Below are 13,205 nucleotides of genomic sequence, written 5' to 3' on the forward strand. Positions count from 1 at the left end.
CGGGCATGAACCGCATGCGCATCGCTGCCACCAGCCGCGATGCCGCACTCCGCGCCCAGCAACGCGCGCTGCAAAAGGCGACGGCAGCTGCCGCAGAAGCCTCTGCACCGCCGCCGCCCGCACCGGTGTTCGCTGAACCTGTCGCGGCTGACAGCGACGCGGAATAAACGTTTCGCCTAACCCTCCCCGGGGCATTCCCCGGGGAGGTGGCGGATACCGTAACACCAAATGAAAACCCCGCCGGAAGCGCTTCCTGCGGGGTTTTTTTGTTTGAACTAACGCCCGGTTAGGCGGCGCGTGCGATTACAATATGCCGAAAACCAGCAGCCCGATGATCAACAATCCGGGGACGCCAAGCATCCATAAAACCAGTCCTTTGCCCATGATATATTTCCTGCAAATTGGGTCACACACCGCGTTTGATCTGCATCATGCGGGGTGGGCAACAGCCATATAGCTGCGCTTCTGCCTGATTTACAGTCTGTGGCGCGATTGGTTCCGCGCTTGCAACCACCGCAGCCCCCGCACGGTCATGTCAGGGTGAAACATCAGCCTCGGCGTTTTTGACCTCATAGTCTGGCGCCAACTCGCCCTTGCCATCCAAAAGTTTGCGCGCGAACTCGGCAAGTTCGCTGTCGTGCGGGTGGTTGAGCAATGGCCGCAGCGTCATCTGCGCTGCTTCGAGTTCGCCCTGTTTGATCTGATGCTGGCCCAGGTTCAGCCGCAACGCGGTGTCATAGGGTGCCAGCACCAGCGCACGTTCGAGCCCGTGGACAGCCATGTCCGGCGGGGTTTTGCCTTCGCGCGCAAAGGTTCGAAAGAAATACATCAGCGGGATCGGATTGTCGTTTTCTATCGCGTTGGCAGCAGCAATGGCTTGCCTGACCTTCGGCCACTGGCCGTCCTTGCCGTCATCATCGGCCATGCTGAACTGCGCATAGATTTTCTGGATCGCCGCGTTGATCGCTTGCGGGTCGCGCGCCAGCGCGCGATCAGCCGCCGCAATCGCTGCATCATTATCGCCTGCGTCATATTCAGCTTCGGCGAGAGCGGTCTGGACAAAGGCTTCTTCAGGATAGCTGGCGGCAATCTTGCGCGCCTCTTCGACGACGATCTTCGCCTGTTCCTCGTTCACGCCGCGCCGCGAACGCATCACCACCGGCAGAATGGCGGCCTTGCCCTTGCTGAGCGTGCGGATATTGATCTCCGCGCTCTGGATCCGCTCCGGCCCCAGCCGCAGATAGGTCATCCTGCGCTGCTTCATGTAGCTGCCAAGTTCCTTGTCGAGCACCGCAAGATCACCGAATGCATTGGCCGCCGCAGCCTCTTCGCCTTGGCCTGCATCGATCCGCCGCAGGTAATCCGCCATCTGGCCGGGGCGGTTGTCCGAAAATGTCAGATAGTGAAACAGCAGCCAGCTGCGCCCGTAAAAGGCGTCGTAACGCTTCGACGCGTTTTCGCGATATTTGCGGGTGCTCAGCAGCATGTCGAGCGGCACCTCTTGCGCCAGCACCAGTTCTGCGGCGCGATGATCGGCGGGAAGGCCCAGCCCGACAGCACCGCCCTTCTCAAATTTTGCGCTGGCGTAGAATTCTGCAAAGCCTTCGGCCATCCACAGCGGGGGCGAGCCCGAAAAGACGCTGAACATGAAATGGTGGGCATATTCGTGGAGCAAAATGCGTTCGCCGTCAGACACGCGGTCGCTGCGGCTGTTGTCACCCACGCGCGGCACGAATGCCACCGACCCACCGGCGCGCGACTGGTAAAAGCCGGACACAAAGCGGCTGCCATTGCCAAGCAACTTGCGCACCTGCCCTTCATCGCGCACCACGAACACGGTCAGCCGGTTCGATGGCGAGGTTGCCTCTTCGGGCAGCTTGTAGATGAAGCGCATCGCCGAGCGATAGCGTTCGAGCATGTCGGTAAAGTCGCGAATCTGCGATTCGCTCTGGTCTCCATAGACCAGGAAGTTGGGGCTTGAGGCCTCGCGCCATTCGGCACTGGCGATCGTCGGAATGCAGCAGGCGATAAGCCCCAGCAGAAGATATCGCAGCGCGCACTGCAGCATGTTGCACTACCCCCGGTTAATGCCGCAGCAGGCTAGCCAACCCCCCAGCCGCCTGCAACCCATGGAAAAGGGGGGGCAGGCGGCTGGGGCGGGCCGGGGGTGTCACATCGGATCAGGCGATCAGCTTGGCCGCCGTGCGTGCGACCTTGGCGCCAAGATAGCGCGCGCCATCGAGGTCGATCTCGTGCGGCTGGCGTGCACTGTCGCTGCCCGCGATCGTGCTGGCGCCATAAGGCGATCCGCCGATAACCGCGTCATTGTTGAGCTGGCCCTGATAGCCATAGTCGAGCCCGACGATGGTCATGCCCTGGTGCAGCAGATTGGTGAGGATTGAGAACTGCGTTGTTTCCTGCCCGCCATGCTGGCTTCCGGACGAGGTGAACGATGCGCCGACCTTGCCGACCAGCGCGCCCTTGGCCCACAGGCCGCCGGTGCGGTCCCAGAACGCCGCCATCTGGCTGGACATGCGGCCAAAGCGCGTACCGGTGCCGACGATGATCGCATCATAATCTGCAAGCTCACCCGGATCGGCGACCGCTGCTGCCTGGTCGAGCTTGAAGTGGTTCGCTCTGGCGACATCCTCGGGCACGGTTTCGGCAACGCGCTTGATGGTGACGTCTGCGCCTTCGGTGCGCGCGCCTTCGGCGATGGCCTCGGCCATGGTTTCGATATGCCCGTAGGCCGAGTAATAAAGGACGAGAACTTTTGCCATGATGGTCTCCTGGGTTGGGGTTGGGCACAAAGGGGCCCCGCCACCCCGGCCGGAGCCGCAGTGACGGGAAGGGGGTTAGTGGGTCCGGGTTTCGGCGATCAGGATCTCGGCGTCTTCGCTGGCCGTGATGGTGATGTCCGTCTCCTTCGTGATCGCGGCGGCATCGCGCAGGCCGAGGTCGACCCCGTTGACGCGCACGCTGCCTGCAGACACCACCAGATACGCCGCAAATCCGTCTGCGATCCGATGGGTGATGCTGTCGCCCGCCGCCAACGTGGCACCGGACAGCCGTGCATCGGCGCGGATCAGCAATGCGCCTGCCGCGATGTCATCGTCAAAGCCGCTGGCCAGCACCTCAAGCTTGCCTGCGCGTTCGCCCTTGGGAAACTGCTTCGCATCCCAGCGCGGCGCGCCGCCTGCCTCGTTCGGGATGATCCAGATCTGGAACAACCGGGTCTCTTGCGTCTCCAGGTTGAACTCGCTGTGCTGCACGCCGGTTCCGGCGCTCATCACCTGCACGTCGCCCGCTTCGGTGCGGCCCTCGTTGCCGATGCTATCCCGATGGGTGATCGCGCCCGAGCGGACATAGGTGATAATCTCCATGTCCCGGTGCGGATGGGTGGGGAAACCGCTCTTGGGGGCGATCTCGTCATCGTTCCACACGCGCAGGGTGCCCCAGCCCATCCGCGCCGGATCATGATAGCCACCGAATGAAAAATGGTGCCGGGCATTCAGCCAGCCGTGGTTGGCATGGCCGAGCGAGGCAAAGTCACGCTTCTCGATCATATGTCTGCTCCTGGTCGGGCACCGCAGTATCTCGGGTGCCATTGCTTGAGCATGAGATAGCCCGCTGCTATCGTTTCCAAAATAGCCAGTACGGAAAAGGATTGTTTCTGATCATGCGACTTCCTGACTTTGAGGCATGGGCGGTGTTTGCCGCTGTCGCCGACACCGGCAGCTTCACTGCAGCCGCAGAAGCGCTCAGCCTGTCAAAGGCCAAGGTGTCGAAGGCGGTGGCGCGGCTTGAGGTGGAGCTGGGCACAGTGCTGTTCCACCGCACATCGCGCCGGTTGTCGCTGTCGGCGGCGGGGCGCGGGCTGGTCGATCATGCGCGCCGCATCCGCATCGACGGCGAGGCAGCGGTTGAGGCGGCGCGTGACGAAGCGCAGCTGCTCTCGGGCACGGTGCGGATCGCGGTGCCGATGAGCTTTGGCCTGCGCGCAGTCGCGCCGTTGGTCGGCTCGTTCATGACGTTGCACCCCGGCATCATCATCGACATGCACCTGTCCGATGCGCGGGTCGATCTGGTGGACGAGGGGTTTGACATGGCGCTGCGCATCGCTTCGTTGCCCGACAGCAGCCTGCGTGCGATCCGCCTCCGCGATGTGCGGCTGCACATGATCGCCTCGCCTGACTATTGCGCGCGGCACGGCACGCCGGTGCACCCCAGTGATCTGCAGGCGCACAAGGGCGTGCATTATGCCAACGCAGCGCAGCCCGGAGTGTGGTCGATGACCGGACCGGATGGTGAGCGGGCGCAGGCCCGGCCAAGACCCGCAATGATCGTCAACAATGCCGACGCCGCCCTGCCACCGGTAATGGCGGGGCTGTGCATCGCCTGCCTGCCGGATTTCTTTTGCGACGAGGCGATCCGCGATGGTCGGCTGGTGGCGTTGCTGCCCAACTGGCGGTTTGATCACAACACACTCAGCATCGTCACCCCGCCATCGCCGCACCGCCCCGCAAGGGTGGAGGCGCTGATCGCGTATTTTCGCAAGCACCTGACCGGCGAGATCGGTTAATCGTTTGGCTTTACCGTTACCATTTGGCAACCATATCGGTCTAATCGCGTAAAATGCGACCAGTTGAAAACTGTCGCCAGTCGCGCAGAAATCGAGTCTTTTCCGCGCACTTAGCGGCCATTCAGCGCTCGCGACTCGCGGAGTCAGGCCGGTTTACCCAAAATTAACCTTTTGCCCCCAAAACTTTTATGGTTAATGTTTTCCACGATGTGCCGTTCATAGCTTGAGTAGATGGAACGGTGCCGATGGCACGGGCGAAAAGGGACTGCACATGCGGGTGCTTTTGATCGAAGACGAACCGACCACGGCAAAGGCCATCGAGCTTATGCTGACCACCGAAGGGTTCAATGTCTACACGACCGATCTCGGTGAAGAAGGCCTAGATCTGGGCAAGCTGTATGATTACGACATCATCCTGCTAGACCTGAACTTGCCTGACATGCACGGCTATGACGTGCTCAAAAAGCTGCGGGTCGCCAAGGTGCAGACCCCGGTGCTGATCCTGTCCGGCATTTCGGAGATGGACAGCAAGGTGCGCTCGTTCGGCTTTGGCGCGGATGATTATGTCACCAAGCCATTCCACCGTGAAGAGCTGGTCGCCCGCATTCATGCGGTCGTGCGCCGCTCAAAGGGGCATTCGCAAAGCGTTATCCGCACGGGCAAGCTGGCGGTGAATCTCGATGCCAAGACCGTCGAGGTCGACAGCGCGCGCGTCCACCTGACCGGCAAGGAATATGCGATGCTCGAACTGCTCAGCTTGCGCAAGGGCACAACGCTGACCAAGGAAATGTTCCTCAACCACCTTTATGGCGGCATGGACGAGCCTGAACTCAAGATCATCGACGTGTTCATCTGCAAGCTGCGCAAGAAGCTGGCGCTGGCGTGCGGCGGCGAAAACTATATCGAAACCGTCTGGGGCCGCGGCTATGTGCTGCGCGATCCCGAAGCCGATGGCGCGGTGATCGCCGCCTGATCAAATCTCTCCTCTCACTTCCCGGGGGCATGAAAAGGGTCGGTGGGCAACCACCGACCTTTTTTATTGGGGGGCGATGCCCATTATGCTGATGGGGTTGTCATTAGCATTGTTGGGTGAGCTTCCCGTCTGCGCTCGACAGTTGTTCACACCACGCCGGTCGATCCAGCATCAAGTCGGCAGCATGAGCTGGGCGCAGCGGTGCTAGCCACCGGTTATGCGCTGCTCAGGGAAGGAGCCGTGGTCGCGGCCCGATCATCAGCGGGGGCTATGAGAGAAAAGCGGGATGGCGAGCAGGCCAGGTTAGCCGACGGACGTTGGCCATGCCCTCACGCTCAGGCGCTGAAGGCGATTTCGCGCTCGATCTGGTAGCGTTTCATCTTTTCGACGAATGTCGTGCGCTGCAGCATCACCAGCCGTGCCGCGGCGGAGACCACCCCGCCGGTGGATTCGAGTGCCTCAACCAGCACGCGCTTCTCTTCGTTCTGCAGATGCTCGCGCAGGTCCAGCGGCCGGGCAAAGTGCAGGGGTGCAGGCTCGGCGAACGCCACGACATTGTCGGGCAGCGCGGCTGCGGGTCGTGCAGCGGCAGCGCGGCGTGCCGAAAGCGCCGGGCGCAGCAGCATCGCCATTTCTGCACGGCCAACCGCCTGGCCGCGAAAGAACACTGCTGCGCGTTCGACGAGGTTCTTGAGTTCACGGACATTGCCCGGCCAATCGTGCGCCATCAGGATGGCGAGCGCCTCTTCAGTGAATTCGGGCGGGCAATCGCTGGCAAAGCCGCGTGACAGAAAATGGGCAACCAGCATCGGAATGTCCTCGGTCCGCTCGGCGAGCGTCGGCAGTTCGATCGGCAGAACATTGAGCCGGTAGAACAGGTCAGCGCGGAACCGGCCATCGGCCATTGCGCTTTCAAGGCACTGGTGGGTGGCGGCGATCAGGCGCACATCGACGCGCACATCATCGTTGCTGCCGATGCGGCGGATCTTGCCGTCTTCCAGCACGCGCAGCAGCCGCACCTGCATGTCAGTGGGCATTTCGCCGATTTCATCGAGAAACAATGTGCCGCCGGTCGCCGCTTCAAAATGGCCGGTGCGCCGCGCGACGGCGCCGGTGAAGCTGCCCTTTTCATGGCCGAACAGTTCTGATTCGATCAGCTCGCGCGGGATCGCACCGCTGTTGACCGCAACGAAAGGCGCGGCGGCGCGGTCGGAGGAGCGGTGCAATGCCTGCGCCACCAGTTCCTTGCCGGTGCCCGACGGGCCGGTGATCAGCACCGAGGCCGACGTGGCGGCGGCAAAGCGCACCAGCCCGCGCACCGCACGGATCGCCGCGCTGTTGCCGATGATCAGGTCGCTGATCGTGCTGGTGTCGATTGCGCTCATATGCTGCCCCCGTTTGTGCCCCGACAGTGCCTGCCGTCTATGGTTAACGATTAGGGGGGAAATGGTTAACGAGGCGTAAAGCCGTCACGTCAGATGCCAATATTCGTCAATTTTTTGACGGCGGCTGGTGCGGCAGCGGCCTTAACCCTTTTCAGCGGGCTTGGCGAGTTCGAAGCAGGTTTCAAAGTCGATGTCGCTGGCATCATCGTCGGCATCGCGCGCGGCCTCTTCGGCGTTGATCTTCTCGCGCGTCTCAATCAGCTTGCGGTCAGCCTCGTTGCCGCTGAGCCCGGCGTCGCGCATTTCGTCGCGGGCGCGCGATTCCAGCACGCTGGCGAGCGTCTTTAGGTCGCGCGCGGTGGGCGACAGGCCCTCGCGGGTTTCGACTTCCTGATAGGCGATTTGCAGATAAATGGCGCATTGCAGCATCCCGGGCGGCGGCGGCACCGGGACCACCACGTCCAGCCGTTTAAGGCACGGCGTCATCACCGCTTCGACAACCGCCGCAGGATCGTTCGACGCGGCTGCCTGTGCCTGCAAATCTTTGACGATGCCGGTCAGGACGTCGCCGACGGCGGCTGCGCTCAAACCGGTGTCATCGGTTACCTGCTCGGCGGTGGTGACGAAAAAGCTGCGGCCGCGATTGACCAGCACCGGAAACTCCAGCGCCGAGGCAACGCCGCGCTGTTGTTCCGATGCGATAATCGCAAAGGCGGCTGCACAGGTCAGATCGGCGCGCTGAGCAGCGGTGATCGCGCTTTCAGATGGCGCGGGGGCAGGGGCGGTCTGGGCAGCGGCGAGCAGCAAGGGCAACAGGATGGTCATAGGCCAGTCTATGCGCGGGCGCATCCACGCTGTCACCTGCTTTTGGCGCATGCTGTTGGCAAAATGCGCGGCATGTGACAGCGGCGTTGCAAGCACGATTGCCAGTGGCTGGCAGCGCGGGCATAGGATCGCGCGATGCTGACGCGTTTTCCTCGATTGACCGCGCTTGCCGCCGGGGCCGTGTCGGCGACCGGCTTTGCGCCGTTGAACCTGTGGCCGCTGACGCTGGCGGCATTTGCATTACTGATCCATCTTGTGATGAGCGCACCAGGCAGGCGCAGCGCATTTGCACGCGGCTGGCTGTTTGGCGTCGGCTATTTCACCGTCGGGCTGAACTGGATCGCGATTGCCTTCACCTATCAGGATGAGATGCCGCACTGGCTGGGCTGGGTCGCGGTGGTCGGACTGTCGATGTATCTGGCGCTGTTTCCGGGGCTGGCGGCGCTGGGGGCTTTTGCCGCGTCCCGATTGCGGCTCCCCCGCGCAGGCAGGGGTTCATCGTCCGCCGGGCCTGAACCTCGTTCAAAGGTGATGGGGTCCAGCCATCGCGGCGAAACAGACCTCGTCTTCATTCTCGTGTTCGCAGCGCTGTGGCTGATCACCGAATGGATGCGCGCCTGGGTGTTCACCGGTTTTGCCTGGAACCCGCTTGGGGTCGTGGCGGTGGATGCCGGCTGGGCGGCGCGGCTGATCGGTACTTATGGCTTGAGTGCGCTGATGATGCTCGGCGCAGGTGCATTGCTGTTGCTGGTGCAGCGGCACTGGTTGCAGTCCGGCGCGATTGCGACGTTTGCCTTAGCGTTCTCAGGCGCAGGCTGGCTTGCCGCAGGGCCAACGCCAGTAGTGAGCGGCCCTGCCATCACTATCGCGCAGCCCAATAACGACCAGTCAGAAAAATACGATCCCGACGCCGAGGCCAAAAACTTTTCGCGTTTGGTAACGCAGACGGTCAATCGCGACGCGCCATCGCCCCGCATCGTGTTCTGGCCCGAAGCAGCGATCCCCGATTTCCTTGAAGATGGCTATCCGCGCCGCCTCTATTTTCCTGAAACCGCCGCCGGTATCCGCGCGCGCGTCACCCGGCCAATCAACAACGGCGACCTGCTGGTCACCGGCGGAGTGAAGCTGGACTTTGATGCCAATGGCCGCGCCGTGGCCGCCGCGAACAGCGTGTTTGCGTTGTCGAGCGCGGGCGAGATTCTGGGCAGCTATGACAAGAGCCATCTTGTCCCCGGCGGCGAATATCTGCCCTACGCTGAGGTGCTGGGTCTTCTCGGCCTCTCGCGGCTGGTGCCCGGCGAAATCGGCTTCACGCCGGGGCCGGGCGCGCAGACGCTTGATCTAGGTGGTTTCGGCAAGATGGGGCTGCAGGTCTGCTACGAGATCATCTTTTCAGGCGAAGTGGTGGACCGCACCCATCGCCCCGACTTCATCTTCAACCCCAGCAACGATGCATGGTTCGGGTCATGGGGGCCGCCGCAACATCTGGCGCAGGCAAGGCTGCGCGCGCTTGAGGAGGGGTTGCCGGTGATTCGCGCGACCCCCACCGGCATATCGGCGGTGGTCGATGCCGATGGCCGGGTGCTGCACAGCATTGCGCACCACCGTGCCGGGCGGATCGATACCCAGCTGCCTGGCCCCCGCACGCCCACGCCGTTCGCCTTATGGGGCAATATTCTGGCGCTCGCCTTTGCCGGGCTGCTGCTGCTGTTGGCGGTTGCACAGCGCGCATTCGGTCGTTAAGGGCGGTCATATAAGGAAATCTTTATATGTGCTTTCCGCGTCGAAGCGGCAAGCCCCAGCAAGAAGGCGACCCATGCGCAAAAGCTTCCTCTTTACTTCTGAATCGGTCAGCGAAGGCCATCCCGACAAGGTTTCGGACCAGATTTCAGACTCGATTGTCGATCTGTTCCTGTCGAAAGACCCCGAAGCGCGCGTCGCTTGCGAAACGCTGACCACCACCCAGCGCGTCGTGCTGGCCGGTGAAATCCGCTGCAAGGGCGTGTATGAAAATGGCGAATGGGCCCCCGGCGCGCTCGATGAGATCGAAAAGGCCGTCCGCGCAACCGTTAAGCGCATCGGCTATGAACAGAGCGGTTTCCACTGGGAAACGCTGACCTTCGAAAACCATCTGCACGGCCAGTCATCTGAAATCGCGCAGGGCGTCGACGCCAAGGACAACAAGGACGAAGGCGCGGGCGACCAGGGCATCATGTTTGGCTATGCCTCGGACGAAACCGAAGACCTGATGCCGGCAACGCTCGATTATTCGCACAAGATTTTGGAGCAGCTTGCCGCTGACCGCCACAACAAGGTCGTCGATTTTCTTGAGCCCGATGCCAAGAGCCAGGTGACGCTCGCCTACGACAACGAAAAGCCGGTGCGCGCCACTGCCTTGGTTGTCTCCACTCAGCACGCGCCGGGCTATTTCTGGCACGAAGGCAAGGGTGATGCAGACAAATATCAGCTGCTTTATGATCATGTTGTCGGCGTGATGCACAAGGTGCTGCCCGAGGGCTTCATCACCGATGAGACCAAGATCTACGTCAACCCGACCGGTTCGTTTGAAATCGGCGGACCTGATGGCGATGCTGGCCTGACCGGCCGCAAGATCATCGTCGATACCTACGGTGGCGCCAGCCCCCACGGCGGCGGCGCGTTCTCGGGCAAGGACCCGACCAAGGTCGATCGCTCGGCTGCGTACATCACCCGCTATATGGCGAAAAACATCGTCGCTGCCGGTCTGGCGCGGCGCTGCACCATCCAGCTGAGCTATGCGATCGGCATCGCCGAGCCGCTGTCGCTCTATGTCGATACGCACGGTACCGGCACGGTGGGCGATGACAAGATCGAGGCGGTGCTGCCCCAGCTCGTCCGCCTGACCCCGCGCGGCATCCGCGAGCATCTGGGCCTCAACAAGCCGATCTACGAAAAGGCTGCGGCTTATGGCCATTTCGGCCGCAAGCCGACCGGCGATTTCTTCCCGTGGGAAAAGACCGATCTGGTCGACAAGCTGCAAGCCGCGCTTGCCTGATCCGGCGGTTACGCAAACAAAAAGGGCCGGGCGTCATCGCGACGACCCGGCCCTTTGTTGTGGGGAAATTTCCTCAGCCCCGATCAGCCTGAGCGTGTCGAAGCCCTTGCGCAGTGGCCTGCGCACACACGATCACCATCACCCTGAACGCGTTTCAGGGTCCATTTCTCGTCCCGCCAGACCTTAGCCCAGACGCATGATGGATGCTGAAACAAGTTCAGCAAGACGCTTCGGTTCAATGCCAGCGCGGGGCCTTCGACAGGCTAAGGCTGAGCGGGATAAAACAACTACAGCTTACCGAACTTGGCCTCGAACCCGGCGATGTCGCTGCGTGCGAGAAAGCCAGCTTGCTCGATCCAGTTGTCGCGCACGATGCGGCCCTTGAAGGCGCCGAGATAGGGGTCGATTTCAGCGACGTCGGCGGCGGTCCAGGCGGCGATCTGGTCGTAGCGGGCGATGCCAAGGTCGCCCAGCATCGTGTTGAGCTTCGGCCCGATGCCCTTGATCTGGCGCAGGTCATCGGGGTCGCCGATGGCTTCGGCGATTCGCGGCTTGCCGCTGGCGACGGCCTCATCGGCGGTCGCGGCGATCTGCGCGTCAACATCCGCGGTGCTGAGCGGGGCAACCGTCGGGTCAAGCGCGGCACCCATCGTGGGGATTATCTGCGGCGGAGCGTCAATTGAATCATGATGGCCGTCATGCCCACCCGTCGCGTCGCCACCGCCGCCGCGCCTGAACAACGCCCAGATGATGACCATCACGACCAGAATGATCACGGCGATCAGGAAAAAAAGCTGCTGTCCATCCATCGGTAAACCTGGCCTTTCGTCAAAAGAACGCGGGGGTGCTGCCAGAGCGGCCGCCACGCTTGTTCTTTCGTCCCTTATCGGCTCGACCGATTCTTGACCAGCCTCGCCGTGCGTCTATCGGCGATGTCAGTCGCCCGATCGCGCCTCGGCCAACTGGGTCAGCTTGAGAAACTCCTGCCGCCAGAAATCGGTCTGATTGCCCGCAAGCGTGCGCATATCCGCAAAGCTGTAGCTGCCCAGATATTTGTCATCGCGCAGCTTTTGTCCGAAGGCGGCGACCGCAACCGCAAACGCCATGTCGCCGCGCGGCGCGCTCGCCTGTGCCAGCATCCGCGCGGGCAGAGCGCGTTCGATCAGCCGCGACCGGGTCTCGCCGGGAAGTTTGTAGCGCAGTTTGATGAACGCGGCTTCATTTGCCGACTGGTCAGCCGCAGGGGGCGTGCGGTTGGCTTCATAACGCCGCTCGGCCAACCAGCCGTTGCCACCAGCGGGGATCACCTCATACAACGCAGTGACCTGATGGCCTGCACCGATATCGCCAGCATCGACCCGGTCGTTGGCGAAGTCTTCCTCGGCCAGCAGGCGGTTTTCATAGCCGATCAGCCGATATTCGCGCACCACCTGCGGGTTGAACTCGACCTGGATTTTCACATCGCCCGCAATCGTCAGCAGGGTTGCGCTCAGCTCATCGGCGAGCACCTTCTGTGCCTCCATCGCGCTGTCGATATAGGCGTAGTTGCCGTTGCCCGCGTCGGCGATGCTCTCCATCAGGTCTTCGCGGTAGTTGCCGGTGCCAAAGCCGAGTGTGGTCAGCGTGACGCCGCTGTCGCGCTGCTTGGCGACCATCGCCTTGATCGCCTCGGGATCAGACACCCCGACATTGAAATCACCATCGGTGGCCAGGATGATGCGGTTGATACCATTGTCGAGATAATGCGCGCGCGCGGTTGAATAGGCGAGGTCAAGCGCTGCACCGCCTGCGGTCGCGCCGCTGGCAAACATGCAGTCAACCGCCTGCTTGACGAACGCCTTGTTGTTGGTGGGGGCAAGCAGCAGCCCGACCCGGCCAGAATAGGTGACAATCGACACCTGATCATCGGCGCGCAACTGATCGGCGAGCAACGTCAGGGTCGATTTGACAAGGCCGAGCTTGTCAGCGCTCGCCATCGATCCTGACACATCGACCAGAAACACCAGATTGGCGGGCGGCCGGTCGCGGCTGGCGACATCATAGCCTTTCAGGCCGATGCGGATCAGGCGGCTGTCAGGGTTCCACGGCGTCTGGGCGATGTCGGCGGTGATGCTGAACGGCGCGCTGCGGGTATCGGGCCGGGCATAATCGTAGCGGAAATAGTTGACCATCTCCTCGGTGCGCACGGATGCGGCGGGTGGGCTTTGCCCCGCGTTCAGCATCCGGCGGACATTGGCATAGCTGCCGGTATCGACATCGACCGAGAAGGTGGAAACCGGCGCATCGGCCACGCTCCGGATGCTGGCGACGGCCTCGCCCGCATAGCGCTCGTTGGCCTGCGGCGCGCGCCGCGCATCGATGGCGGAGCCGGATACGGTCACCGCAGAGCCTGAGACAATGCCGGGC

General features: G+C 62.5%; 11 protein-coding genes. 4 read left to right on the forward strand and 7 right to left on the reverse strand.

Annotation, left to right across the window (positions count from 1 at the left end; all coding sequences use genetic code 11):
* Positions 1–535: 535 nt before the first annotated feature.
* The 3 genes from ACEW8G_RS10430 to ACEW8G_RS10440 form a co-directional block, all read right to left on the reverse strand.
* Positions 536–2,068: a hypothetical protein gene (locus ACEW8G_RS10430; RefSeq protein ID WP_373488357.1), complete on the reverse strand. Its 1,533-nt coding sequence runs from the start codon at positions 2,066–2,068 to the stop codon at positions 536–538.
* Positions 2,069–2,180: 112 nt separating this feature from the next.
* On the reverse strand, positions 2,181–2,780 hold the full coding sequence (gene wrbA / locus ACEW8G_RS10435) for an NAD(P)H:quinone oxidoreductase (protein WP_373488358.1): 600 nt from the start codon (positions 2,778–2,780) through the stop codon (positions 2,181–2,183).
* Positions 2,781–2,855: 75 nt separating this feature from the next.
* Positions 2,856–3,566 carry a pirin family protein gene (locus ACEW8G_RS10440; protein ID WP_373488359.1) on the reverse strand — a complete coding sequence of 237 codons (711 nt, stop codon included), beginning with the start codon at positions 3,564–3,566 and terminating at the stop codon, positions 2,856–2,858.
* A 113-nt stretch (positions 3,567–3,679) separates the two neighbouring features.
* Here ACEW8G_RS10440 and ACEW8G_RS10445 point away from each other — a divergent pair, with 113 nt between their 5' ends.
* Together ACEW8G_RS10445 and ctrA are read left to right on the forward strand one after the other, a co-directional pair.
* Positions 3,680–4,582: a LysR family transcriptional regulator gene (locus ACEW8G_RS10445; RefSeq protein ID WP_373488360.1), complete on the forward strand. Its 903-nt coding sequence runs from the start codon at positions 3,680–3,682 to the stop codon at positions 4,580–4,582.
* Between the two features lie 271 nt (positions 4,583–4,853).
* Positions 4,854–5,555, forward strand: coding sequence for a response regulator transcription factor CtrA (ctrA, locus tag ACEW8G_RS10450; RefSeq protein WP_373488361.1), 702 nt, complete (start codon positions 4,854–4,856; stop codon positions 5,553–5,555).
* A 335-nt stretch (positions 5,556–5,890) separates the two neighbouring features.
* On the opposite strand, the gene ACEW8G_RS10455 is transcribed toward ctrA, so the two are convergent.
* Together ACEW8G_RS10455 and ACEW8G_RS10460 are read right to left on the reverse strand one after the other, a co-directional pair.
* Positions 5,891–6,940 (reverse strand): sigma-54 interaction domain-containing protein, encoded by a 1,050-nt coding sequence (locus ACEW8G_RS10455; RefSeq protein ID WP_373488362.1) that lies wholly within the window; start codon positions 6,938–6,940, stop codon positions 5,891–5,893.
* Between the two features lie 141 nt (positions 6,941–7,081).
* Positions 7,082–7,765 carry a hypothetical protein gene (locus tag ACEW8G_RS10460; protein ID WP_373488363.1) on the reverse strand — a complete coding sequence of 228 codons (684 nt, stop codon included), beginning with the start codon at positions 7,763–7,765 and terminating at the stop codon, positions 7,082–7,084.
* Between the two features lie 135 nt (positions 7,766–7,900).
* Between ACEW8G_RS10460 and lnt the strand changes: the two genes are divergently transcribed.
* Positions 7,901–9,508 carry an apolipoprotein N-acyltransferase gene (lnt, locus tag ACEW8G_RS10465; RefSeq protein ID WP_373488364.1) on the forward strand — a complete coding sequence of 536 codons (1,608 nt, stop codon included), beginning with the start codon at positions 7,901–7,903 and terminating at the stop codon, positions 9,506–9,508.
* 73 nt (positions 9,509–9,581) lie between these two features.
* The gene (gene metK, locus ACEW8G_RS10470) at positions 9,582–10,799 is read left to right on the forward strand and encodes a methionine adenosyltransferase (protein WP_373488365.1); all 1,218 of its coding nucleotides are present in this window, start codon (positions 9,582–9,584) and stop codon (positions 10,797–10,799) included.
* Positions 10,800–11,086: 287 nt separating this feature from the next.
* On the opposite strand, the gene ACEW8G_RS10475 is transcribed toward metK, so the two are convergent.
* Positions 11,087–11,608, reverse strand: coding sequence for a hypothetical protein (locus tag ACEW8G_RS10475; RefSeq protein ID WP_373488366.1), 522 nt, complete (start codon positions 11,606–11,608; stop codon positions 11,087–11,089).
* Between the two features lie 126 nt (positions 11,609–11,734).
* Positions 11,735–13,205: von Willebrand factor type A domain-containing protein (locus tag ACEW8G_RS10480; protein WP_373488367.1), on the reverse strand; the 1,471-nt coding region annotated here is incomplete at its 5' end.

The sequence above is a fragment of the Blastomonas sp. genome, from assembly GCF_041747255.1.
In the GTDB taxonomy this organism is placed as follows: domain Bacteria; phylum Pseudomonadota; class Alphaproteobacteria; order Sphingomonadales; family Sphingomonadaceae; genus Blastomonas.